General features: G+C 56.2%; 21 protein-coding genes. 3 read left to right on the top strand and 18 right to left on the bottom strand.

Features of this window, described 5'->3' with window-relative positions:
* Positions 1–2: 2 nt before the first annotated feature.
* From OMP40_RS39525 to OMP40_RS39515, 3 genes are all read right to left on the bottom strand, one after another.
* Complete coding sequence (locus OMP40_RS39525; protein ID WP_277539680.1) at positions 3–503, bottom strand: extracellular solute-binding protein; 501 nt, start codon at positions 501–503, stop codon at positions 3–5.
* A gap of 184 nt (positions 504–687) precedes the next feature.
* Positions 688–1440 (bottom strand): glycoside hydrolase family 16 protein, encoded by a 753-nt coding sequence (locus tag OMP40_RS39520; RefSeq protein WP_277539679.1) that lies wholly within the window; start codon positions 1438–1440, stop codon positions 688–690.
* 58 nt (positions 1441–1498) lie between these two features.
* On the bottom strand, positions 1499–2572 hold the full coding sequence (locus OMP40_RS39515; protein ID WP_277539677.1) for a galactose-binding domain-containing protein: 1074 nt from the start codon (positions 2570–2572) through the stop codon (positions 1499–1501).
* A gap of 522 nt (positions 2573–3094) precedes the next feature.
* Between OMP40_RS39515 and OMP40_RS39510 the strand changes: the two genes are divergently transcribed.
* Both OMP40_RS39510 and OMP40_RS39505 read left to right on the top strand, forming a co-directional pair.
* Positions 3095–4816 carry a sensor histidine kinase gene (locus OMP40_RS39510; protein ID WP_277539676.1) on the top strand — a complete coding sequence of 574 codons (1722 nt, stop codon included), beginning with the start codon at positions 3095–3097 and terminating at the stop codon, positions 4814–4816.
* A 12-nt stretch (positions 4817–4828) separates the two neighbouring features.
* Positions 4829–6463, top strand: coding sequence for a response regulator transcription factor (locus OMP40_RS39505; RefSeq protein ID WP_277539675.1), 1635 nt, complete (start codon positions 4829–4831; stop codon positions 6461–6463).
* A 242-nt stretch (positions 6464–6705) separates the two neighbouring features.
* Here the strand turns inward: OMP40_RS39505 and OMP40_RS39500 are convergent, their stop codons facing one another.
* The 4 genes from OMP40_RS39500 to OMP40_RS39485 form a co-directional block, all read right to left on the bottom strand.
* Entirely contained in the window at positions 6706–7122 is a 417-nt protein-coding gene (locus tag OMP40_RS39500) for an S-layer homology domain-containing protein (protein WP_277539673.1), read from the bottom strand.
* Positions 7123–7220: 98 nt separating this feature from the next.
* Complete coding sequence (locus tag OMP40_RS39495) at positions 7221–9737, bottom strand: glycoside hydrolase family 16 protein (RefSeq protein ID WP_277539672.1); 2517 nt, start codon at positions 9735–9737, stop codon at positions 7221–7223.
* Positions 9734–10531 carry a hypothetical protein gene (locus OMP40_RS39490; protein ID WP_277539671.1) on the bottom strand — a complete coding sequence of 266 codons (798 nt, stop codon included), beginning with the start codon at positions 10529–10531 and terminating at the stop codon, positions 9734–9736. Before OMP40_RS39490 ends, OMP40_RS39495 begins: the two co-directional genes overlap by 4 nt.
* Positions 10532–10890: 359 nt before the next feature.
* A complete protein-coding gene (locus tag OMP40_RS39485) occupies positions 10891–11409 on the bottom strand; it encodes a GDSL-type esterase/lipase family protein (protein WP_277539771.1) in 519 nt (172 codons plus the stop codon).
* A 332-nt stretch (positions 11410–11741) separates the two neighbouring features.
* On the opposite strand from OMP40_RS39485, the gene OMP40_RS39480 reads away from it, so the two are divergent.
* Positions 11742–12641, top strand: a complete 900-nt coding sequence (locus OMP40_RS39480) for an AraC family transcriptional regulator (RefSeq protein WP_277539669.1) — start codon at positions 11742–11744, stop codon at positions 12639–12641.
* A gap of 22 nt (positions 12642–12663) precedes the next feature.
* On the opposite strand, the gene OMP40_RS39475 is transcribed toward OMP40_RS39480, so the two are convergent.
* From OMP40_RS39475 to tatA, 11 genes are all read right to left on the bottom strand, one after another.
* Complete coding sequence (locus OMP40_RS39475) at positions 12664–13332, bottom strand: Gfo/Idh/MocA family oxidoreductase (protein WP_277539668.1); 669 nt, start codon at positions 13330–13332, stop codon at positions 12664–12666.
* Positions 13271–13828, bottom strand: a complete 558-nt coding sequence (locus OMP40_RS39470; RefSeq protein WP_277539667.1) for a Gfo/Idh/MocA family protein — start codon at positions 13826–13828, stop codon at positions 13271–13273. The genes OMP40_RS39475 and OMP40_RS39470 overlap by 62 nt, the downstream gene beginning before the upstream one ends.
* A 24-nt stretch (positions 13829–13852) precedes the next feature.
* A complete protein-coding gene (locus tag OMP40_RS39465) occupies positions 13853–14689 on the bottom strand; it encodes a carbohydrate ABC transporter permease (protein WP_277539666.1) in 837 nt (278 codons plus the stop codon).
* 13 nt (positions 14690–14702) lie between these two features.
* Positions 14703–15611 (bottom strand): carbohydrate ABC transporter permease, encoded by a 909-nt coding sequence (locus OMP40_RS39460; RefSeq protein WP_277539665.1) that lies wholly within the window; start codon positions 15609–15611, stop codon positions 14703–14705.
* Between the two features lie 75 nt (positions 15612–15686).
* Positions 15687–16991 (bottom strand): extracellular solute-binding protein, encoded by a 1305-nt coding sequence (locus tag OMP40_RS39455; protein WP_277539664.1) that lies wholly within the window; start codon positions 16989–16991, stop codon positions 15687–15689.
* A gap of 195 nt (positions 16992–17186) precedes the next feature.
* Positions 17187–17723 carry a hypothetical protein gene (locus tag OMP40_RS39450; protein WP_277539663.1) on the bottom strand — a complete coding sequence of 179 codons (537 nt, stop codon included), beginning with the start codon at positions 17721–17723 and terminating at the stop codon, positions 17187–17189.
* Positions 17695–19173, bottom strand: coding sequence for a hypothetical protein (locus OMP40_RS39445; protein ID WP_277539662.1), 1479 nt, complete (start codon positions 19171–19173; stop codon positions 17695–17697). The genes OMP40_RS39450 and OMP40_RS39445 overlap by 29 nt, the downstream gene beginning before the upstream one ends.
* Positions 19174–19201: 28 nt before the next feature.
* The gene (locus OMP40_RS39440) at positions 19202–21478 is read right to left on the bottom strand and encodes an alpha-L-rhamnosidase-related protein (RefSeq protein ID WP_277539661.1); all 2277 of its coding nucleotides are present in this window, start codon (positions 21476–21478) and stop codon (positions 19202–19204) included.
* A gap of 204 nt (positions 21479–21682) precedes the next feature.
* Complete coding sequence (locus OMP40_RS39435) at positions 21683–23680, bottom strand: alcohol dehydrogenase catalytic domain-containing protein (RefSeq protein ID WP_277539660.1); 1998 nt, start codon at positions 23678–23680, stop codon at positions 21683–21685.
* A gap of 291 nt (positions 23681–23971) precedes the next feature.
* Positions 23972–24475: a twin-arginine translocase subunit TatC gene (tatC, locus tag OMP40_RS41015; protein WP_338131396.1), complete on the bottom strand. Its 504-nt coding sequence runs from the start codon at positions 24473–24475 to the stop codon at positions 23972–23974.
* A 377-nt stretch (positions 24476–24852) separates the two neighbouring features.
* Positions 24853–25077 (bottom strand): twin-arginine translocase TatA/TatE family subunit, encoded by a 225-nt coding sequence (tatA, locus tag OMP40_RS39425; RefSeq protein WP_277539659.1) that lies wholly within the window; start codon positions 25075–25077, stop codon positions 24853–24855.
* Positions 25078–25752 lie beyond the last annotated feature (675 nt).

Here is a 25752-nt window from a genome sequence, read left to right as displayed (position 1 = left end):
CTTCATAAGTGGCCGCAGCCTTGGCATTGGTCCCCCCTGTTGATCATTTCTTTGGTTAAATCCGTGCCGTAGTCCGCCACGACCTGCGTCAGATCCTCGAGCATGCCGCCCTCGGCAAGCTCGCGAAGCTGCTTGGCGTCTACCATGAACAAATCCGGCAGGTCGCCGGACGTGATCGACAGGTTCATTTTCTGGTTGAACTGGTCGCCGTTGACGATCCATTTGTTTTTAACCTTGATGCCGAGCTCTTCTTCGTACGCTCTCGTCCATGCGTTGTTGTCGAGCGATTCTCCGTCCTTGAACTTGAACGACGAGTCCGTGTACCGGACCGTCGATACTTCGATCGGCGGATCGTACTTGGCGTTCGGGTCCGGCTTGGCAGCCTCGGACTGGGCGGATGCGGACGGGGATGCTGCGGACGGCGAAGCGGCGGAAGCCGGCGCCGAAGCGGAGGGCGAGGCCGCGTTGTTGCCGTTGCCCGCGCAAGCCGATACGAGCGACATGGCCGCGATCAGCGATGCCGCGACAAGCCTTTTTTTTAACGATTGTGTTCATGCAGGATGAACCCCCTGTTTCCCGTGATGGAGGACGTTTGCCTCATGTGCTTTATCTTAAAGGCAAAGCCGGGCGCTGACATCAGCCCGGCTCTACCTTGCGTCTACCGCTTTCTACTTTTTTAACGCGCGCTCACTGGAACACCCGTACGTAATCGACGAACATATCGACCTGGTTGCCGTACCTCGCCAGATCGATCGGCCAGCCGCCGCCAAGCGCGAGGTTGATCATGAAGTACATCGGCGTCTTGGCCTGCTCGAACGTCGAATGGCGCCATACCTCGATGTTGTCGATGTAGTAGATCGTATCGGTCGGGGTGATCTTGGTGCCGTACACATGCCAGGTCGAAGCGTTGTCGCCGAAGGAATAGGCCGTCTCCGAGCAATGCGTCTGATGGATCTCCGGCGTGACGCCCCACCAGTGCTGCGACCTGCAGGAGCCCGCCGCCGACTGTCCGTAAGCCTCTACCGTGTCGAGCTCGGCCGTAGACGGCACGTGCTGGGAAATGCTGTTCTGCGACATGAGCCAGAAAGCGGGCCATGTCCCCTTGCCCGACGGCATCAGAATGCGTGCCTCGAAGTAGCCGTAGGTCGCGGCTACGCCTGTGCCGTCCGTCCGCACGGAAGACAGCATGCCGCCGAAGTACGTGCGATTCCAGCCCATCGGATCCGCGTAGCCCGCCGGCGTCTTGCTGGCGCGAATGCGCAAATATTGGTTGCCGAGCACGGCAAACGGATTGTACGGGCCGTTGTAATCGGCGAAGATCGCGTCGCCGAACTCGGAACCGCCCGGGCTGTCGGGCTTGGACGAGGCGTAGGTGGCGCCGGCGCCTGTCCGGGAGATCGACAGCGGACCGGTGAAGTCGTCCTGGTAGAGCACGCTCATGCCCGATGCCTGCGGCGGCGCGGACGGCACGCCCTGTTTCCAGACGACGCCGCCGTCGTTATAGAGCTGGAGGTAACAATTGTCCGAATGCGCAAAATTCGGGTTGCCTTCGGGCGTATCCCAAGCGCTCAGAATGACGGTAATCGGTCCGTGGGGGGAATTGATTCGCCGGGAATACGACCTCGCCGTAACCGCTGGCGTCCGGCGTTACGCGGGCGAACCAGCTGTCGTAGCCGTTCGCGCCGGGATTGGCCGTGTCGGGCTGGTGCCACGACCGCGCCCAGACGTTCTGCATGCCCGGCGCGTAAAATTTGATCGTCACCGTGTCGTTGACCGTACCGCCGTAGGCAGGCGATATGACGCTGACCTGGTAATTCGGATAGGATCCCGGCGTCGGCGTCGGGGTGGCCGTCGGCGTGGCGGTCGGCGTCGGCGTTGGGGTCGGCGTGGCCGATCCCGAACCCACGTAGGCGATCTCGGTCGCCCCCGATTTCGATCCCGAGGCATGCGTGAACACGATGCGGAACTTGGACGCCGTCACGGCGTTGAAGCTGACCGTGTTCAACTGGTTGCCAGCCGGCGCGGTCGGCGATTTGACCTGGCCTGCCGCGCTCGTCCAAGCCGAGCCTGTCCAATACTGCACGTCGTAAGCCGATGGCGCCTTCACCCCGCCGCCGTCCGAATAGAGGTAGAGCTTGGCCTGGCTCGCGGATACGCCGCCGCCGAAGTCGGTCTGTACCCAGTCCGTCGCGTTCGGCGACTCGTAGGCCGTCCAGCGGTCGTGCGGCGAATCGCCGTAAGAAATGACCCCGTTATTGACCTGGGCGACGCTGTCCATAAAGAACGTGTAGGAAGCGGAGGCCGTGCCGCCGGACAACTGCGACGGCGGCTGCGTCGGCGTGGCGGTCGGCGTCGGCGTCGGGCTCGGCGTTGGCGTCGACGCCGACGCGGTCCCGTAAGCGATCTCCGTCACGCCCGACTTCGCCCCGGATGCATGCGTGAAGACGATGCGGAACTTGGAAGCCGACACGGACGAAAACGTCACGGTGTTCATCTGATTGCCGGTCGGCGCGGCGGGAGATTTGACTTGTCCCGAAGCGCCGATCCATGCCGTTCCGTTCCAGTACTGCACGTCGTATGCGGACGGCGCTTTTACGCCTCCCCCCGTCGCTGTAAAAATAAACGTCGACTTTGCTTTTCGCCGCGGCGGCGCCGAAGTCCGTCTGCACCCAATCCGTCGCGTTCGGCGACTCGTAGGCCGTCCAGCGGTTTTTCGGCGAATCGTTGTACGACACGACGCCGTCGTTGACCGCCGCCGCGCTATCCATGAAAAACGTGTAAGACGCGGTGACCGAAGCCGTCGAATCCGTTGCGGATGCGCCCCATACAGGAAACAAACTCAACAAGAATACGCTTACAATAATACTGTGAAGCCACCTTTTTCCCCGCTTGCCTCTCCGCATTGCTGCCACTTCCCCTTCGTCATGAGATGCGTTGCAAGGCTTATTCTAATCGCTCGCGCCCCTCCTGCGATCTACCGAATTCTACTACATCCTGTTCCCTACTTTACCTTTTCGTCAACCGATATTCATAGAATGCGTTTTCAAGCTATACTGATATCATTCTTTTGCGCGCAAAGGAGCGTTCCGCCTCCGTGAAACTATTCGACCGATTGACGATTTTTCCGAAGCTCGTCCTGACCTTCATGCTCATCCTGATCCCGCTCGTCATCATCAGCCTGCGGATGAACCTGCAGAGCGAACGCCTTGTGCGCAACGAGATCACCGCCTCCATGCAGGCCAAGGCAACCTCCTATATGCAATCGCTCGAATACGACTTCGGACCGCTCGTCACGCTTCAGCAGCAATACACGTTGGACGACGACATCAACAACCTGGCCTATGCCTCCATCATCATGTCCAACGAACAATACACGCAGGCGATCAAGGACGCGCAGCAGAAGCTGCTTATTCTTAAAAATATGAGCGCCTACGTCGCGGACGCGTTCGTCGACTTTCCGGCGCTCGACCGCAAAGTGTCCGCGACGAGCTTCGACTCGATCGACGGCCGACAGGCGGAAGCTTTAAATCAAATCATTAACCCGTTCGAATCGCCGTTCTTGCTGTTCGAGGGCAATCTCTGGCTCAGCACGCCCTATCCGACCTCGAAGCCCGTCGGCAAAGGCTTCACGATTGCGATGCAAATATCCGGCCAGGCCATCCGCCAGTCGCTGTCCGGCTATCAGATCAACGGCAACGGCGGCGCCGTGCTGATGAGCGAACGGCTCGACTGGTACGAGACCGGCGGCAGCGTGCCCGGCGATCTGACTCCCATTCGGGACCGGATCGGACTGCGGCTTGCGGACGGCGATACGAGCGGCTACGAGACGATCGCGGACGGGGCAGGCCGCTATTACGCTTTCTTCGAGAAGTCGCAGAAGCTGGGTCTTACGCTCATCCTTCTGATCGACGAAGATAGCTTTATAGGTCCCATCAAGCAGTACGGCACGTGGGTGTGGTGGATCGCGCTCGCTTCGCTGCTCGTGATTTTGCTTTTCGCCTACCGTTTGTACAGGACGATACACAACCCGCTCAAGCAATTGGTGAGCGCCTTCAAGAGTTTGGAAAAAGGAGATTTATCCTTCAAATTCCGCTACCGGTCCAAGGACGAATTCAATTATCTGTACCTGCAGTTCAACCGGACGGTGTCGCGGCTGGACGAGCTGATCAACGAAGTTTACGTGCAAAAATATCAGGTCAAAGCCGCGGAGCTTAAGCAGCTGCAGTCGCAGATCAACCCGCATTTCCTGTACAACAGCCTGTTCAATTTGTACCGTCTCGCCAAGATGCACGAGATCGACAAGGTCATCCCGTTTACCAAGCATCTGGGCGATTATTTTAAATACGTGACCAAAAACGCGGACAGCGTCCCCCTTGAGCAGGAGGTATTGTTCTGCCAGGCGTACGTCGCGATCCAGACCGTCCGGTTCGAGGATCACATCCGGGTCGAATTCGGCGACGTGCCCGCGCGTCTCGCGGCGATGCCCGTGCCCAAGCTGTTCCTGCAGCCCCTCGTCGAAAATTGCTACCATCACGGGCTGGAGGATCGCCCGGAGCCCGGCCGGATCGCCATCCGCTTCGCGGAGCGCGACGACGGCGCGGAGATCGTCGTCGAGGACGACGGCGACGGGCTGGACGACGAGAGGCTGTCCCGAATCCGGCAGCTGCTCGCCGAACCCGATGCCGTCTCCGACAGCGAGGGACTTCGCAACGTCCAGCGGCGCATCAAGCTTCATTTCGGCGCCGATGCGGGGCTTCGGGCGGATCGGAGTCCGATGGGCGGCCTGCGCATCGCTGTCTATATTCACAATTCATAGGGGGCTGCGGATATGCAACGAATCATGGTCGTAGACAACGAACCGAACATCGTCAGAGGCATCAAGCAAATGCTGGAGGAAGAGGCGCCGTTCGAGCTGGACGTATACGGCGCGTATTCATCGGAGGAAGCGCTGCGGCTGCTTGGCCAGATGAAGATCGATATCGCCCTTCTGGACATCCGGATGCCCGGCATGAACGGTCTCGAGCTCCAGGCCCGCATCGTGGCGCAGTGGCCGCAATGCCGGGTGATCTTCCTCTCGGGCTATGACGACTTTTCCTATATCCAGGCGGCGCTGCGCGGCGGTAGCGTCGACTACGTACTGAAGACCGACGGCGATGAAGCGATTATCCAGGCCATTCAGAAGGCGCTGGACGAACTGAACCGCGAGATCGAGAGCGAACGGCTGATCGAGCGAGCCAGGCAGCAGCTCCAGTTGTCGATCGGCATGCTGCAGAAGGACTACATCTACCGCATCGCCAGCGGACTGAGCGGGATCAGTCAGCAGCGGCTGGACGAGCTGAACATGCCGCTGCAGGCAGACCGCGGCGCGCTGCCGGTCATCGCCCGCGTCGACGGCTGGCCCGCCTCCTACGGCGATAGGGACAAAGCTTTGCTCGACTACGCCATTCAAAATATTGCCGGCGAATACTGGGCGGGCAGCCGTTTCGTGGCCGCGTCTCCCGACACCGGCACGCTCGTGGCATTGCTGCAAGCCGATCAGGACGAGGAAGCGGGCATCTCGGACGGCGATGCCTCCCTGCGGTGGATCCGTTATGTGACGGGCCAACTGGAATCCATTCAAACGGCATGCAAGCGTTACTTGCAGCTGTCCGTATCGTTCGCGGCCGGCAGCAGCCTCACGCCATGGTCCGGCATGCCGGTCAAATTCGCGGAGCTGCGGCAAATTTTGTTCTTCGGATTCGGCACGCGTACCGAGATGCTGCTCACCGACGGCGTCAGCATGAACTTCGAGCCGCACCCCGACGCCAACGCCGTCGCCCTTCAGGCCAGCAGCAAGCTCAGACAGCTCCTCGCCTCCGACCTCGGGAGCGAGAGCAAGATCCGGCGCGAATTCGAGGAGCTCGCCGAGCTGTCCCGCCAGCTGATTCATCGCAAGGCATTCCTGTACGAGATGTACAACGGCATCGCCTACATGCTGCTGTCCGCCGTTAATCAGCATGCCAAGTGGAACGAGCTGGCCACGGACGACAGACTCGGCAAGCTGTATTCGCTGGCCGCGCACGGTTCCTGGGAAGATGCCCTGCAGTATCTTCGCGAAGCGATCGAGCTGCTGCTCGCGGCGAGGGACCGGGAGAGCGAGGCCGGGGCCCATGCGCTCGTCGCCAAACTGAAAGCCTATATGGAGGGGCACCTGGACGAGGAGCTGTCGCTTGTGAAGCTGGCCGAGATCGTCTACCTGAATCCGACGTATCTGTCCAGATTGTTCAAGCAGCAATCCGGACAAGGCGTGTCCCAATACATCACGGAGCTGCGCCTGACCCGGGCCAAAGATTTGCTGCGGGATTCGAAGCTCAAGATCCACGAAATCGCGCTCAAGGTCGGCTTCGACTCCGCCACCTCGTTCGGACGCTTCTTCAAGCGCGAGCTGAACCGTACGCCGCAGGAGTACCGGGACGAAGCGTAGAGCCGAACGAGCGGGACGAAGCCCAGAGCGAACGAGCGAGACGAAGCCTAGCGCCCATATATGAGCCTTTTGATACAACTCTTGGCCCCACCACGCCGCCAACCAGAGCAAAGAGACGCTGTTCAGCGTCTCTTGGGCGGACCTCGCCGCCAACCATGGCAAAGAGACGCTGTTCAGCGTCTCTTCGCTAGTCCCCGGCACCGGCTGAGGCGAGGCCCCCCTTTCGAGACAGCCCCTTCGCGTTATTGCGACTTCAGCGCATTCCAGAGCAAGACCGCCGCCTGCGCGCGCGTAACCCCGCCGGCGGGATCGAAGCGGCCGTTGCCGATCCCCGCGATCCAGCCCGCGCGCTGCAGCGCATCGACCGCCTCTGCGGCGTAGCCGGCTACGGCCGAGCGATCCGCGAAAGGCGCCGCCTCGCCGCCGTTGCCTTCTCGAAGCATGCCCGCCTCCAACCGCGCGGCGCGGTAAAGCATCACCGCCATATCCTGCCGGCTGATCGGCTCGTTCCCGCCGAGCGTCCCGTCTCCGCGGCCCGACACGATCCCGAGGCGATGGGCTTCGTCCATGGTCGCTTCGTACCAAGCGGCCGCCTGCTTATTCGACTCCGCCGGTTCATGCTCCGCGCGAAGGTCCGGCGGCAGCGTCCTGAGGAGCATGGCCGCGAACTCCGCCCTCGTCACCCCGGCTCTCGGCAGAAACCCGCCTCGGCCATCCCCCCTTCGCAATCCCGCGCGCGCCCAGCGCTTCGACGCTCTCAAGCGCCCAGGGGAGATCCTGCGAATCCGTGAAGCCGTCGACCCGGTAGCCGATCGCGAACGTCCCGGTCCGCGTCGAGCCGAATGCGACGCCTCCTGCCTTTGCTTCGAACTTCCCGTTCGCGATCGGTTGAAGCGATCCGTCGTCGCCGACGCGATTCGCGACCGCCCATGCCGATATATCCGAAGCGTCTGCGACAAAGGGCAGCACGATCCGAAGCTTGCCCGCGCCGAGCGACGTGACGTCGGTTCCATCCGCGGTAATGCCGATCGTGTACGCCGCTCCCCCTAACTTCACTCGTCGTCTTCTTTGTATGGGCTAAACCAGGCGCTTTCTTTACCGTTATGACGATTTCATCCGCTGCTTGGCCCCAGGCTTCCGCCGGAATCGAGAGTCTGGTATCGCCGAGGTCGAGCTCGACGACGCGGAGCGAGGCCGCCTCTTGACTCCGCAAAGGTCCGGCCGGCAACCGCAGCATAAATCCTTCCGCCGACCGGGCTTCATGGGTCTGTAAGACGATTTTGCCGTCCTTCGCGCTGCCGATCGCTGCAGTCAGCGCCGGTGCCGGCACCGAAGCCGCGATGATGCCCCCATTTTCCGAACGTGTCTCAAGCTTAATGATGCCATGTCCGGCCTCAGGCGTAGGCACCGGCGTTGTCGTCGGCGCTGACGACGGCGATGCAGTCGGCTCAGGCGACGGCGTTCCGGCATCTCCCTCCGAGGGTTCGAACACCCGTACATAATCCACGTACATGTCGATCTGATCGCCGTACGGACTCAGGTCGATCGGCCATCCTCCGCCAAGCGCGAGGTTCAGCATGAAGTACAGCGGCGTATTCGCCTGGGCGAACGAATCGTGCCGCCACACCTCGACGTCGTCGATGTAGTAAATGACCTCGTCCTCGGTCACCTTCGCGCCGTACGTATGCCAGGTGGACGCATTATCCCCGTAAGCGAAGTTTTCCGAGGAACAGTTCGTCTGATGGGACTCGGGGCTGCCCGACCACCAATGCTTGGCCTGGCAGGCGCCCGCCGGATCGTGACCGTACGCCTCAACGATGTCCAGCTCGGCCGTCGAAGGCAGATGATCCGCACCCGAGCTGTTCTGGGACATAAGCCAGAAGGCAGGCCAAGCGCCCTTGCCTGCGGGCATCTGGATCCGGGCCTCGAAGTAGCCGTTCTTCGCGGAGACGCCGGTGCCGTCGAGCCGGACCGACGAGAGGAGGCCGCCGATGTACTTGCGGTTCCAGCCCTGCGGATCGGCATATCCCTCCGGCGCCCTCGCGACCCGGATCCTCAGATAATCGTCGCCCAGCACCGCGAACGGATTTACCGCGTCTGCGGGGTCCGCGAAGATGGCTTCTCCGAACTCCGAGCCGTTCGGCCAATCCGGCTTCAGCGACGCATACCGCGTCCCCGCGCCCGTCTTGGACACCGACAGGGGGCCGTCGAAGTCGTCCTCGAACTTGACTTTCATGCCGTTCGCCTGCTGCGGCGGCGCGGGAATGCCTTTTTTCCAGATGACGCCTCCTTCGTTGTACAACTGCACGTAGCTCGTCGCCGACTTCGTGAATGCCGGTTCGCCTTCCGGCGCATCCCAGGCATTCAAGACGATCGTCAGCGGACCGTGCGGCAGCAGATCGGCATCGATCTCGACCTCGCCCGCACCGAGCGCATCCGGCGCGGTATTGGCGATCCAAGCGTCGTAGCCGTTCGGATCGGCGTGCGTCTCGTCCGGCTGATGCCAGGCCCTTGCCCATACGTTTTTCATATCCGGCGCGCTGAACCGAATTTTGAATGTACCCGAGACGGACGATCCGAGCGCCGGCGCCGTCACCGCGATGACCGGCTCAGGGATGACGACGGGCGGGGCGACCGGGACCGGCTCCTTGTTCGAGTCGACGTATGCGATTTCCGTGACCCCCGTCCGAGCGTCCGGCGCATGGGTGAAAACCACCCGGAACCGGCTCGCGATTACGGTGTCGAACGAGACCAGGTTCAGCGCCCCGCCGGCAGGCTGTGCCGGCGTCCGGATCTGACCTGGCGCGCTCAGCCATTCGCTTCCGTTCCAGTACTGGACGTCGTAGTCGGCCGGCGCCTTGACGCCGCCCCCGTCGTCGTAAATGAAAATACCGGCCGTATTCTTGGAATAAGCGCGCTCGTATTCCGTCTGCACCCAGTCCGCAGCGGCCGGAGAGCCGTACGAGGTCCAGCGGTTGCGCGGAAAATCGTTGAACGAGACGATGCCGTCATTCACGCTGTCGGCCGAATCCCCGCCGTTCGTGTAGGAGGCGGTAACCGTGCCCAGGGAGGGCGGTGCCGGCAGCGACTGAACGGCAGAATCGACATATACGATTTCCGTCACGCCAGTCTTGGCCGCGCCATGCGTAAAAAGCACGCGGAACTTCTGGGCGACGACAGGTGCGAACGTAACGAGATTGAGCGCATTTCCGGTCGGCTCGTCGGGCGTCTTGACCGGCTCCCGGACGCTCGTCCATACGCCGTCCTCGTTCAAGTATTGGACGTCGTAGGCGTCTGGCGCCTGTATTCCCCTCCGTCGGCAAAAATATAGATGCCGACAGCGTCCTTGCGCACCGGAGAACCGTAATTCGTCTGGACCCAATCCGACGCGTTCGGCGACTCGTACGCCGTCCAACGATTGGACGGAGAATCATTGTAGGACACGATGCCGTCGTTCACGCTGCTAACCTGATCCAGACGGAACGTATACGAAGCGGATACGATTCCGAGCGGCGAAGCCTCCGCCCCCGGCAGCGGTTCGCTATTCGAATCGGCGAACACGATCTCCGTCGCGCCGCTTTTCGATCCCGAATGCGAGAATACGACTCTGAACTTCGAGGCGACGACGGATTCGAAGGTGATCAGATTCAGATCGTTGCCGGCCGGCGCTTCGGGCGTCCGCACTGGATGAGGGACGCCGGACCACGCTGCCCCGTCCCAGTACTGGATATCGATCGCATTCGGCGCCTTCACGCCCCCGCCGTCGTCGAATACGTACACGCCGGCGGCGTTTTTCGATAGCGGCTCACCGTAATCGAACTGCACCCAGTCCGTCGCGTTCGGCGATTCGTAGGACGTCCAGCGGTTTTTAGGCGAATCGTCGTACGATACGATTCCGTCGTTCACGTTCTCCAGGCGGTCGCCATGATACGTATACGACGCGGTTACCGCAACCGGCGAAGCGTCCGGCGTCCCGGCCGAAGCTGCAAGCGGAATACAGCCGGCGGCGAGACAGACGCTAAGGATCAACGATAGCCCCTGAAGCGAAAATAACCTTCTTAATTTCATGCAACGAACGCCTCCGTTCCCATTGTCAATGACCGACGCTCCGACCGGCGGAGACGTCGATAATTCAACGATAAAGGAGGAGCCTCGCGAGTAAAATCGTCCATTATTGATTTCGTATCTACCTATTTCAACGAATTTATTGCATTGCGCGAAAAAGCTCCCCACTAGGCCAGCAGGCTCTTATGATTGCGCCTGTCTGACATATGGGGAGCTCTCGCTTCCGGCCGCAGCCGCCTATTGCGGGAGGCTCAATGCCTTGTTCTTCTGTCTGTACGATTCGTTCAACTGTAAGCTTCGATCAATACGACGTCCTTATGCAGGATCGATTCGTTGGCCTGGCTTGCCGGGAAAACACCCCATCATTGCGATCGATCAACGGCGCCAAAAATAATACGCTCAAAATGTAAGGCCAGCTCCTCGTGGAAAGCCGGGTCCGGATGATTAATGCCATTTGCCAGGCGCGTGTGGATATCGATCCCGTCGTTCTCCATCTTCTCCCAGATTCGATAAGAATCCACACAAGGCAGATCCATTTCCAGCGCAAGTTTTCTTAGCGCATCCATGTACAAGGCGAGATAACCCGCTTCCGCTACCTGGATGAATGCGGGAACGGCAGCCCGATGCGCTTGATGAATGCGTTCATTATCCCGCTTCATCATCATGCCGGGGATGAATAGCAAGAGATCGGCATTCGTCTCCGTTCGCAAGCGCACGACCAGGTCGCGAATCGCGCGTATGAACCGTTCCAAGCCGGCAGGGCCGGCATGCGCGTCATTCAGACCAAAACCGATCGTGACCAGATCGGGTTGATACAGGAACACATCTCTATCCCATCTAAGTCGCGATTCGTCAGCGCTGTCTCCCTCGACCCCCCGAATTGATCGCGTTTACCACCGTGCCCGGAAATCTTCGCTCCATTCTTCTTTTCAGCGCTTGATGGAAGACGGATTCGTATTCGACGACGCCATAGCCCATACACCCTTGGGTGACACTATCGCCCAAGGCAACGAAAGTTACGGCACGTGCCTTAGGATCCTCCGCCTTCTCCTTCAACCGGTTCCGCAAGCGCTCGAATTTGTTATCGTCCATGTCATTTCACCTTGCCTCACTTGATTTTGTTCGCATGTATCCGTTTACTATAATCCTTTTTTACATGTTAAAATGGGCCTGCCAGATCAGCCCATCATCTTGACGTAAGGGAGAGGATCGCTTGCAGATTCGCGCCTTCGGTTACGATAATTCTCTTGACACGTCTCAGCCTGTACATGAGAACCTTTCTCTCTTCCCTATGGAGTCGAGAATCGGCGGTCTTCACCCTCAGCATCATGAATTACTGTATATTATCGAAGGAACCCTGAAAATTACGATTAACAACGTAACCTATCGGATGACGGGTCCCGCCGTCCTGCTTATCCCTTTGAATACCTCCCACCATTTACAATTCCTTTCCCTGAAGTATCGTTATGCCTATTGGGAACTGCAAGACGACGCTTACGAATCCTTTCCTGTCCCTGCCGACTGCGAGGCATGGAACCGCCTTCAGACTGAGCCGGACGGAAGCTTGCCTGCCGTTCGATTGGTCTATGAACGTATTCACGCGCTTCACCAGGTCCTGATCGCAGAATGGATGCGCAAGCAACCTGACCTGGCACGGCAAATCAGTTATTCCGACATCCAAGCCATCCTGGCTATTATCCGATCTGTGGCCAGGCCGGATACGAATCGTTACGGCAAGTCGAGTCAACTGCCGGACAATCGGATTGCTTCAACGTTGGAAACGATCGAGATTCTTGTCCGTTGGATGGAATCCAGCTACTGGGAGAATTTCACCTTGCAGAAGCTGTGCGAATATGCCCATTTGAATCCTTCCTACATGGTCCGCACCTTCAAAGCCTGCAAAGGCGTTTCTCCACTGCAATTTCTCAATAACCTTCGAATGAGCGCTGCCGAGAAGCACTTGCTGGAAAGCATGATGAGCGTTCAGGATATCGCGCACGCCACGGGTTTTCAGTCCATCCATTATTTTAGCCGCCTGTTCAAGCAGAAGTTCGGCAAAAGCCCCGCTCATTGGAGGAGCGAGCATAAGAAGACGACTTCGGTCTCGGACTAACGACTCCCCGATCGGCCGATTTTCAGTCTGGCCACCGGACTTCGCGGAAGGTGCCGGTCTCCGCGGACTCCTTGGCTTTCAGGCACAATAACGTGCTGTTCAAGCCATCCTTCAGCGAAGACACGGACGTTTGCGTCTTCCCCCGCATGAGCGAGATAAAATTGTCGAGCAGCGTAGAATCGCCCCCTGCATGGCCGACCGCCGTGGCTGCGTCATCGATCTCGTACGATTCGACTCGAGGCGTGTGATGCATAAATACTTGAATGCGGTTCGTCGCCCAATCGAATTCGACCGTCCCTTTGTACCCGAGAAACCTTGCGCCTCTTGCTGCCGCTTTTTTTCGGACAAAAAAGTTTTGCGAATAGGATACGTGCATGCCCGATTCATAAGAGACTAATGCACTTCCCGAATCCTCGTTGCCGGTATCCTCCGCGAAGCAGCAATAAGGGCCCAACGGTTCCTCGAATGCAAGTTTCCTAAGATTGTCCGGACTTTCCGGACACGTGCTCGTCTCTTCGCAGTCCTTGCATTGCAACCCTGCCCGCTTGTTCCCCTTGAAGATTTGTTTCGACGTCATCGCGCATACGGTCACGGGCTTCAGCCCCAGAATATGATTAATATAATCGAAATCATGCGTCGCTTTTTTGTACGAACAGGCCTTGTGTCTCCGTCTCGTCGCGGAACCACCCATGATAATATATATTGCCGTAATTCACGTTATTTACGGCCTGTACATGCTCTACTGTTCCGATTTTTCCTGAATCGATAATTTCCTTGACCAGCTGCACATGATGCGTTACCCGCAGCGGGAACGACACGACCGTCTTGCTGCCGTACAAGGCATCCGCATCCCGCAGCTTTACCAGGTCCTCCATCGTTGTCGCAACCGGTTTCTCCAAATAAAGCGGAAGCTGTCTGGGCAACACTTTTAAGGCCATGGGGGTATGAAGGGAGCAGCGCGTTCCGACGAATACGCCGTCCAGCTCCTCGTTGTCCAGCATGTCATCCGCGTTACCGTAAAATGAAATCCCCGAAGGGTCGCCCCCGTCCGCTATCATCCGCTCCCGGATTTCATGATGGCGAACGTCGGCGATCGCTGTAATTCGGCAACTGCGATCCATCTCCTGCATCATGCCCAGCAGTCTTTTCACTTGATGACCGTACCCGATAACCCCTACTTTGATCATGCGTTTCCCTCCCGATGTCTCCATTTAGCCTTTGACTCCACCCATGGTGGCGCCTTCTATGATTCTTCTCTGAAATAACACGTAAACGATAACGGTAGGTATGATCGTGATGACAAGACCTGCCAGCAGCGTCACCCAATCCGCCTTGTATTCCATCATGGCATTGGCATTATACATGTTCACGCTAATCGGGTACTTGGCCGGATCGCTGATCAGAATAAAGGGGCCCAGGAAATCGTTGTACAGGCCCACGAACTTGAAGATGCCGATCGTGACGATGCCTGGCATGGATAGAGGCAGAATGATTTTGCGAAAAACCTGAAACAACGTGGCACCGTCAATAAATGCGCTTTCGTCCAGTTCCTTCGGCAAGGTGCGCATGAAGCTCCCGAGCAAGAGCAGTTCGAAGGCGCCGACCGGCAGACTCGCAAGCAGGACGAGTCCGTTCAGGCTGTCCGTCAGATTCAGTGCGCGCATCAACGTGTACTGGGATACGAGAATGTTGATGCCCGGCAGGAACAAAGAAAGCATGATGACACTCCACAGCAAGGATCGCAGCCTCCACTCAATCCGCGTGAAGGCGTAGGCATTCACCGTGGAAACGAACAAACTGATCAAAAGGCTCAGGCCGACATAGTATAGCGTGTTGACCGCCGAGCGACCGATGCCCAGACTTGTCCAAGCCTTCTCGTAATTGCTCCACTCCAGATGCTCGGGGAAGGCCCATATATCGGCGAAAAACGCTTGATTCGTTTTCAGAGATTGGTAGAATATCCAGAACAGCGGCAGCAGGATGGTAAGCGCCCAGAGGAACAGCACCATGCGCCATAACCATGAAGAAATCCCGGTTCTCATTCTCATGGAACCCCTCCTTTCAGTATTCGATGCTGTCTTTGGCGAAGAATTTGTCCAATATCAGCTTTAAACCGACGAGCAACACAAAGATCATCATACCGATCGTGGATGCATAACCGTAAATATGCTGGCCGAGATTCAGGCTGCCAAAGGCAAAGTTGAACATATACAGGGAGATGACATCCGTCGCGCCGCCTGGACCGCCTTGCGTCATAATAAACATATATTCAAAGCCTTTGATCACGGACAGCATCAGGAAAATGACCCCGACGCGAATGACGCCGGATAACAGAGGAAGTGTAATCTTCGAAAAACGCTGCATATGCGTAATACCGTCCAAAGTGGCGGATTCATACAGAGACTTCGGGATGCCTCGCATGGCGTTCATGAATATGACGACGTAGAAACCTGCATAACACCACACGTATAGCGGAATCATGGAGAGCAGCGCCGTTCCTTTGCTGCCAAGCCAATTATGTTCTCCCCCCAGGCCGAGCGCGCGAAGAATTCCGTTCAGCAAACCGAATGTGCCGTCATAAATAAATGACCAGACGAGCGCAATGACGACCAGGGACAAAACGTTCGGAAAAAAATAGAGTACCTTGTAGAACGAATTTTCCGCAAATGCCCGGTTTATGAGAAGATCGGCCAATACCAACGAGATGATAAGCGTAATTGGAATGACCGTAACGAGCAGAATCAGATTGTGCCCTAAGGCCCGCAAAATGAAAGGATCATGAAACAGCCGGATATAATTGTCCCATCCTACGAATGTTTTGGCGCCTATGCCGTCCCATTCCAGGAAGGAATAGTAGATGGAGAGGGCATTCGGATAGAGCGTGAATAGAACATAGGCCGCAAACGCCGGAGCTACGACAATGAAGAGAAAAATCGATTTTTGAAGCCGTGCGTTTTTTAACATAGGCATAGTGGTTTTCTCCCCCCGAATATCACGATTGAAAGGCAGTCCGGATGACTGCCTCTCGACCGCCAAGTAATCCGCTTACGCTTTGTTCTGGGCCTTTTTGTCTTTGGCAATGGCGTTCTGCAGCAGCTTCTCCGCGTCCTCCAGGATCGGTTCCGGATCTTCCTGTCCCGTCAACACGAGCGCCATATTGTCCACGATGACCTTGAGCGACGCCATATTATCGGGATCCGTGAGTTCGATCTTGCGATTTTTCAGTTCGAGTACGACCGGGTTATCCTTCAGGTACGTGGCGATCGATTTCTGCAGCGGCTTCATCTGATCCGCCCGCGTCTGGTCATCCAGGTAATCCTTGCGGAGCGGAAGCGCGCCGCCCTTCTCGACCAATACCTGCTGGATCTCATTCGACATGAGCGAGAGGAGGAACTGTTTGGCCCATTTCTTGTTCAAGTCAGGCTTGGCCGCCCATATCTCAAAGGAATAGCTCAATCCGTTCGTCACATAGATGGGGCCGTTCGGATTGTTCGTGAAAGGAACCGCCATATAGCCCCATTGGAAGCCGTCGGGAGCGGTTTCCTTCATCTCGTTCTCGATCCAGTCGCCTGAAGGCACCATCGCCGCTTTATGCTGAAGGACGAGCATTTGCGACTGCGTATGATTCATGCCTACGCTTTTCTTGCTGATATACCCCTTCTTCCCCATATCGTGCAGCCGCTTGTACACTTCGATGCTCTCCGGCGACGTATACTGCGGACCGTTATAATACTCGAAATCGTTGCGAAATTGTTTATTGCCTCGCTCGTCGGCAATCTCGAATATCTTCGTATCAAAGGCGAACTGCGCGTAATTGTATAAGCCCGCATATACGATCGGATCGATGCCCTTGCTCTGGATCGCTTCGCAAAGCTGGATAAATTCGTCATAGGTCTTGGGGTTTTTGTTCCAGCCGTTCTCGTCGAACAGCTTCTGATCGAAGAACATGCCTCCTACGTAGTTTGCGATCGGGAACACCCAGGCATTGTCTTTATAATACTTCTCGGGATCGTTGAAGCCCGGGACAATTAAATCGTTCAGCTTCCGGCCCGGCGCGTCGTCCGGCGACATCTCGAAAATATCCGTTACGGGCTCCAGCTTGTTGGCGTTTACATATTCCGTCCAGGTGGCTCCGTAGAACAAATCGAACATATCGTTATCGTTGCCTGCCGAAGCCTTGGTCGAGATGAGGTCGCCGATTTTCGGCGAAGCCGTAATATCGAATTGCACGTTCGGATACTTTTCCGTGAAGCGCTTGACGGCAAGGTCGAACCACTCTCTTCCATAGCCGGATTCGAGCAAGCCGACCTTTAATGTCACTTTTTCGTTTTTTTGGAAGTCCATTCTCATAATTGACCGCTTCCGAGGAAGCCTGCCCGCTCGCTGCCGGGGCCTGCGTGCCAGAAGCGTTACTCGCGTTCTGCGTTTCCTTCGTATTGGCGGTATTGGCGCATCCTGCAGCCATGAGTGCCGTACACAGTAACAACGAAAGACCAGCCGTTCTTTTGTTCATCTTTAGACCCTCCCGCGTATCTGTTGAAATGGTTAATAAGGGGCGGCTGCGAGCGTCCCGCTATTATCTACCGTGACTTTATAGCGCGTGCCGTTTGGCGCCTTCAGAATAAAGCCCTCGCCGGCCACGTCCAGCGACCGATTCAGTTCATTAATGAAAGAGTTGCGATAATTGCTGTCGACCGCCGTGCTGAACGCCATACCGGTTGCGAAAAGGGAGCCGACCTCGGCGGTCAACTTGATTTTGGCGTAAGCGGCATCGCCCGGAATGGCCGCCGTCACCATCAGATCCGTCCAGTTGACGTCGATGTCCACAGTCCCGAATAAATAGGTTTCCGTCGTAGCCGAAGCCGTGCCGTTCGCCTTGAACCAGAGAAGCTTGATCCCGGCATGACCGCCGCCGCCTATCCTTTTGGCCTTCATCCGGAATACGGCCAGCGAATTCGGGGTTACCGCGAAGGGCTGAGAAGTAATAAACGATTCGCCTGTCGCAACGACCTCAATGGCGCTCGCATAGCCGGGCGGAATATTCGAGGTGGTCTTACGGAAATAGACGACCCCCCGCGCCATACACATTCGTCCATGCCCAGCCGGATTTATTCGCCGTGTTGGCGCTTGTCGCCATATTCTCGCCGGTCGTATCGACAGAGGCAATCAAATTGACATAATCCTTCTTGTCGTGGATCGTTTGGCTCTGCATAGAGCCTCCCGCCGTATAGGTGAAGTGGGTATCCTGAACGAATACGCGGCTTCTTTCCTTTGATAAAGCAATGTAGTAAGGCGCCCATTCGCCTAAATCGCAGCGCGCGATGCTGACATGGTAATTCGGAGCGTTCCCCAGTCCGGATATGATGTAATTCGTCAAGTAGTCTCCTACTCCGGCGCTGCGAGACATCCGAACATTCTGAATTCTTAGAGAGCCCGTCGATCCCGGCACAACCTGGAACATGGGCAATCCGGAGTTGCCGCCCATAAATCCGCCGTGAACGACATCAAGCGTCACGTCTCCCTCGGCTTTTACCCATGTGCAGGGCATTTCCATGACGCAGTTCGATACGACGAGGTTGCGGCCCAGAAGCCCGCATCCCTCCAAGTATTCGACCTTTAACAGTTCGCTGTCTTCAACGGAGATCTGGCCGATCTTGCAAGTAATGAGGGTTGAATCCGGAATGCTGAACGGGTTGCCCGCTTGAAATATCCATTCCCTCTGATGACAATCGATCGTGCTTCCGGATATCTTGAGGAATCCGTTCGGCTGATTGCTGATGATGCAGTTCTGCAGGCTCCGGCAGCGAAAGCCGTACAAATAATTCTCGCTCTGCGGCGCATCGTGGGGACTCGGATCATCCAGCCATGCCCCGTACTGAATGCCTACGAGGATATCTCTGATGTACATGCCGTAAATATTAATGTAGCCGGCTTGGGGGAAATTGGGACGCGAATACCAATGGATCGCTGCACGGTAATTGCGGTTGAATTGTCCATTGATTTTAATATCGTACAGCTCCAGGTAGATGCCTGTAATTTTCAGTATCGCATCCTTGTCTGACGCGGAGTCTCCGCTTCCTGAGACTCCGATTAGCCAATACCCGTTAAAGTTAATCGTCTGCGTGTCGCCTTTCATCTCTACCGATTTGACGTAGTAGTTCCGCGTAAAGAGGACTGTATGACCGGAGTCGAATGCGGCTTGAACGGCCAAGGTGTCGTCCGGGTCGGTATCGACCTTGTAGAAATCCGGCGTAACGGCACGGCGGCCGAATTCCTGATCAATGAGGTCGAAGTTCGCGTTGACATCGGTGACGTCCAGCGGGTCTGTCTTCTTGAGCTTCAAGTTCGTCGTAAGCGCTGTAGAGCTAGCGTAAGAAAGCTTGGCGCCTGTCATCAAGGAGAGCCCGGTCAATCCCAGCACCGTCATCATTTTCCTGCGGCTGATGGGCGACATGAGCGCTTTGTCTAATCTGCTAAGCGGCTCCGAAGCGCTATTCAATTCATCAATAGAAGGCCGGTCGTTATTCGACATTTAATCATTCCTCCTTGGATGTATCGATTCAAATTGTCTCATCCATCCTGCTATGCAGCGGTAAACCAGTCCGATTCTCGACTTTCACCTTGTAGCCCGGAGGAGCGTCAATCCGATATTCCACGCGCCCGCTTGCCTTGGTCCACGCTACGCGGATCGCTCCGCCCTCTAACGGCAGCACCCCCTTACAGCATGAAATTTCCAGATCGTTCAATCTTAGCGTAATGCTTCTGGCGATCGGGTCAATTTGATAGACGCCTAGCACATCGCGTATCAGGCTGTGTACGACATGCGAAGCGAATCCGTGATTGCAGCTGGCGTAATCCCCGTCATTCTCCCAGAGCGTCCCGGTTCGTTCCGCCATATACAGCAGGTAATCCGCAGATTCATCCAGCGACTGCTGTACGTATCCGTAGCGGGCCAGCAATTCTAGGCGTAAGTAATTCCCGATAAAAGCATTCGCTTCGTGAACATCCGGATAGGCATTCGTCCGCTTCCTGGATGGCCCAAACCCGGTGAGCAGCGTATGCCACAGCTCGGGATCTCTCTCGGGATCGGCTGTGCCGAAATAGAACGCATAATACTGACAAACCTCGCTCTTATTCGGAGTTTGGACTAACCGGCCATCCTCTCTCACTGCATGGTCAATGAAAAAGCTTCCGTTGAAGGACTGCTCACGAATAGCCTGATTCACCCGCTCGGCCTCTTGCAGGAGATGCGGCAAACGATAGAGTCGTCCAGCGGCGGCAAGCGAAGCGGCATAAAGCATATTGCTAGGATAATTGACGTCCTGTACGAATTCGTTCGCCTTGGACCACTCCAGGAATACCCAGCCTTCAAGACGCTCCAGCAGTCCGTCTTCGTTCTTGAACCGTTCGAAGTAATCGAATAATTCAAGGATTCTCGCCCGCATCGCTTCGATCAACTGCCGGTCTCCGCTCCGTTCCAGATATTCCTCCAGTTGGATCACGAACCATAGCGACCAATTCGGAATAAACACGCCATCGTAATGGTCCGCCGGGTAGCACATCGGGAGCATACCTTCAGGTAAATGCGGAAAGCCATCGGGCAAAAGGTAATTCTCGAAGAAGGCTCGCTCCACCTTCGTCTGACCTGTCAGGCTGAACGCCGCCCGTCCCATGAAGTAGCTGTCGCAGAGCCATCCGGCCCGCTCCCTTGACGGGCAATCCATGAACAGATCGACAACGTTCTGGCGGAAAGTTTCCCTTCCTGCTTCGAATATCACATTGAGCCGTTCGTCGCCGGATTCAAACTGCGCTTTGCCGGCAGCGGCGTTGGCGTACTCCCTCATATAAACCTCGGATACCTCGCACGCCCCTTCGGCTGCGATCCACTTCATATAACGCAGCGTATACGGCTCGAACGATTCCAGCCTGTAGGTTCCCGGCTCAAGCTCATATCGCAGGGCATTCACGCAACCGAACCGCAAAAAATCAACGTCGTCCTCCCGCAGCACCTCGTCGAACGTAATGTACAGCAATGTACGAATGCGGCATCGAACAGTGCTTCCGATGAACCCGGTCCTGTTGATTCCCATATCCATAATCCCGAACTCGTTGGGCTTGAGCTTCAGCGAGCTGCCTTGCGCAAGCGGCTGCCGAATGATACGAAGGCTATGAGCCGGCAGATCGGTCAACTCATCCGACAGAATGAAGGCCAGTTGTTCCATTTCATAACCTCCCAGGAGAGGTCCAATATCCGTGAGAGATCGATCTCGCCAATATACGCCTTGCGATTTGCGGCGGGCAACTTCACCTCTTGCGTATAGCGCAATCGGATGGCGCACGGTGAACGCAGCCAAGGGAACATCTCTTGGAATCATCAGCTTTTCGTTTGTCTCCGCGCAGATGACGGCATCGAATGGTGCGCTCATGTCCGAGCGCCAGCGATCGAAACCCGATTGGAGCGCGTATGCCTCGACAAAAGTTCTCTGAAAGCTGAATCGCTGCACCTTCTGAATGCGTTCCTTTAACAGAGCCGCCTCAAATCCGCGCTCGGCCGTCGTAGCGAGAAGGACCTCCGTGCCGGCCCGAACTTCCGCTTGCACAAAAGAAGGCTGATCGAGTACGTAATAGCTGTTGATATTGTAGCCCGCGACTTCTATAGCAATGATGTTGTCGCCCTCGTTCGCATGTTCGCTCAGGTCCCATACATCGACCCGGTAGTGTCCATGGGGTCCTCGGGCGGGACCGTGCCCAACGAACCGGCCGTTCAAATAGCAGCGATACAGGGTCGATGCGGCGATGTGGAGCGTTAATCTGTCGTCCTTGCGCTTGGCTGCCACGCCCCTGAACCCGGCGGTCAGATTTCTGTCCAGCTCTCGATCCTTCGGCCAAATGGGTCTGGCTGAACGGAAATGCGCATGATTCGCTTTCTTGCTCAACCTATGCTTCCTCCTCGCATCCCGTATGGTTCCAGCCCTTTTCCTGTATGGTTCCAAGCCCTCTTCCTGTATGGTTCCAAGCCCTCTTCCTGTGCGGCGGCATAGTTACGACTTCCAATTCAGCACGACGCCAAGACAGGATTGTCTCGGATCGAGAATAAGCGCCCAGGCTTCTTCGGCACGTTCCACCGGGTACCGGTGCGTAATAAGCGGCTCTGTCGGAAGCCAGCCTTCCGTAATGCCCTGCAGCGTGGCATCCATTCGTTCCCGGTCCCAGCCGGAAGGACTATGCAGCGTAATCTCTTGGGCACGCAGCGATTGGATATCAATCATCCCTTCATTGCCCAGGAAGCCTGCGGATACAAGGTGACTGTTGTGCTTCATCAGCGGTTGAAGCGCCTTAACCGAATCCAGCGAGCCAACCGTATCTACAACGACGGCAATGGCTCCGCTGTCCTCATGAAGCGCATCGGCGGCTCGCGTTATGCGAGTATTGACCTTGGCAACCCGATCCGGCAGCAGGTTTAACCGTTCATCGTGCCTGCCAAGCACCGTCACCCGCGCGCCTCTATGAAGCAGCGTATGGGCTGCCCATTGCCCGACAAGTCCGTCCCCGATCACGACTGCGCAAGCTCCGGCACGAATGTCCGGTCTCGATCCGCAGTTGTATCCGACTTGAGTCAATACCATCCCGGAGTAGGCTTCCGCATTGACGTCTTGGGGAAGCTTCCATACCTGGCTGACGTGGGTAACCGCCGGAGAGACATGGCCGCCGCTCGGAAATGCCATGCCGTTCACGCGGCCCATGGTCGCGAATACCCGATCGCCCGGCTTGAATTCCTGCACCTGAACGCCTGCCGCTACGATGACGCCGACCTTTTGATAGCCGTTAATCTGGGGAAAAGGCTCAGGGTCGCCTTCCCTGTAAGGAGTCTCGCCCGCGATTCGGTCGCACCGGAGAAAGGACGATTCCGTGCCGATACTGATCCAGGAATGCTCGACATCGATAACGACTTCATCGGCTAGCGGTTCGGGAATGTCCACATCCTGATAAGAGACCTTTAATCTGCCGGTAAAGACTACGCCCTTGCCCTTCATGCCGGTTCTTCCTTGGCGGCAAGCCGCGGCGGATTGTCCCGGATGATCGCCAGCCGATAGAAAATCGGTCTGCGGACAGAAGAACACTTTTATCGCTTCCTGCCGGTTCAACAGCTCAACGGCTTGGCCATAATCCGCGAAAGACGCGTGATGGGTTTGGAGGCATTCGGTGTTGAGCCCCTTGTTCACGACAAGATCGATTAGTAGTTGATGATCCCGCGGACCTACGGGCCTGTATTTATACGATTCCAGCTTGGTACCCCGCGCCCACAAGTTTTCAGGATAAGTAATGTCTCCGCGCAGCACCCCGAAGATGACGACATGCTCGTTCACATGAGAGAGTACATTTTGAATCGAAGAGGCCGCGCCCACGCAGTCGTATCCGAGGTCAAAACGCACATCCTGCAATTCGTTCGCATGCATGACCGTACCAATGCCCAGATTCCGAACGTATTGAATCCTGCTTTCGCTTAGATCGATACCGACGACCCGGGAAGCTCCCCACAAGCGAGCCACCTGTACCGCCAGAATGCCGGCAGGTCCGAGACCCGACACCAGCAGCGACTTTCCTCTGAGATCGCCGAGCTGCATTAACCCGATGACCACGCATTTCAACAGCTCGAACGACACCGCCTGCTTAAGCGTTATGCTGTCGGGAAGCTTGATCAGCTCTTCTTCGCGGTAAGCGGCGAACTGTGCATAGGCTCCTTTGGGGACGATATGCTCCAGGGCCGCGACGCGATCTCCAACGGCGAAGCGGTATACGCCTGGCCCCACGGCTTTGACGACGCCCGCCATCTCATGCCCCGGAAAACCGATCGGCAGCGGATATTCCGGAGCTTCGTCATAATTGAACATATCTCGCCCGGCCATCATGTTCATGTCCCAGCGCGGGCAAGTCGACACCATTTGGATTTCTACCAGCACCTGATGATCCTGAATATTGGGCATTTCCGCATCCACGATTCGGAATTGCCCGGCACCGACGATTTGCAACGCTTTCATTGCTGTTCCTCCCTGCTTCCATTTCGATGAATAGCCTTTCGATTAGTCTTATCCTACTGTGAAAACAAGGCAACGTCTTTGCAGAGTTTATTGTTTATGAGGCGTAAGGCAGGGCTTTCTTCGGGCATCCGGACGGCGTTTGCGACACAGCGTTTGCACAAAACTGACTTTGCTCGCCGATGGTTCATTTATCCGGCGATTCACTTTTGCGCTCATTCCGGGTTGATATAAAAAAAAGCCTTGAACTTCAACATGACATTGAAGTTCAAAACCCAGTCGCCAAAAAACGGATTACGCTTCATGCAACGCCTCTCGGCGCTCCAATGTCCGTTGTCTTCTTCCAAAGGCAAGCTTGGACAAGAATACGCTGACTTCATATAGCAGCACGAGCGGTAGTGCGACGAGTAAATCCGATACAACGTCCGGCGGCGTAACCATTACGCCGATCGCGATCAAAATAAGCCAAGCAATTTTCCTTATCCTCACAAGCAGTGCAGGGCTTAGAATACCGATACGGCTCAAGAATAAAATGACGAGCGGAAGTTCGAACAACAGAGAGATCGGCAGCAATAGGTTGATCAAGAACGAAAAATATTGCGACGCCCCGTATGTCTGCTCAAGCCCCAAATTGATCGTAACCTTCTCCGTGAACACGAATGCCATCGGAAAAACGACAAAATAAGAGAAAGCCAAGCCGACGAGAAACATGACAAGCGCCCAAGGAACGAATAAGAGCGTCGCCATCCGCTCTTTTTCCCCTAACGCCGGTTTCGCGAATAACCACAGCTGGAACATGGCGAATGGAATCGCTGCGACGAATGAGATTAAAAAAAGCAAATTTCATATAAAGACCGATGGCATCCCAAGGTGAAAACGCGTGCAGATTCAAGTTCTTCGACGGCGCCGCTTCCACCAAATAATCGAATACAGGCTGAGAACCGAACATGCCCCCCGATAAGGCCGATAACGAATACGATTAAGCAAAAAATAATCCGTTTGCGCAATTCGCCCAGATGATCCGTGAGCGGCATCCATTCGTCACTGCGTTGTGCGCTTTGGTTTTCGGCCATCTATCACTTTTCGCCCCCGCGACAATGAGGCCGCCCCTAAAGCGAAAAGTCGTTTCGCATCGAGAAGCGGCCCCATGAAATTTTGTTCGTTACACAATCGCTTTATTCCGGCAGTCTCCGTTCCGCTTTCGTCAGCTCAGCCTGTTCCGGATAAATGTCGACACTGCTTGCAGGTTTCGTATCGATTAATAAATCGTTAGCGCCCTTCTTGAATTCGCGCAACGTGCGACCGAATGCTTTGCCAAGTTCAGGGAGCTTGTTCGGTCCGAATAACAGCAACGCGATCAACACAAGCAATATGATGCCGGATGTACCGATACCGCCCATCGTATTCCCTCCGTTCTCATTTATATATTATTGCTTTTGCTTAGTTGTATCGTACTGCATGAACGAATGGGCGTCTTTGCAGGTCTTGGACTTTTCCACCGATTTCGAAGGCTTATTTTTTCTTGCCGTGCCGTCGATTCGTCTTCTTCAGTTGCACGATTTTGACAATGTTAAGTAAATGCAGTGTACCGCAAGTGCAATCGGAAAGCTTCGACAAAGTCGCCGTTCAATAATGAGATGACGTAGCGCAAGAAGCAGGCTGTTTCGACAGCCTGCTTTAATATCGTATGGGAGAGTACTGCCCTGTTTTTCCGATCGATCTTGGCTCGCAAGACGGGCGCTCGATTTGGCGAAGCAAGCGAACGGCGCGCTGGGCCATGTCGATTTGCTCGTCAATAACGCGGGCATTTGCGAGTTTGCGGATTTCTTGAATGAACCGATCGACAGGATGGATCGGATGATCGCATCAATTATCGCGCGCCGATCAATTTGATGCGTGAATTTTCCAATCTTATGTTCGATAATGGTATCAAAGGGGCGATGATCAATATCAGTCGGTCCCGCGGGACCCGCGCTTATCCTGGCGATGCCATTACGGCGGAGTGATTCTTCCGGGCATGCCGGAAGACGGAAAGAACAACTGGGGCGCGCATTTCAAGCCTGCGTCGGCGTCTT

This window comes from Cohnella rhizosphaerae, from assembly GCF_029525575.1.
GTDB lineage: Bacteria > Bacillota > Bacilli > Paenibacillales > Paenibacillaceae > Cohnella > Cohnella rhizosphaerae.
Note: the sequence above shows the minus strand (reverse complement) of the source record. Positions and strands in the feature narration are given on the sequence as shown.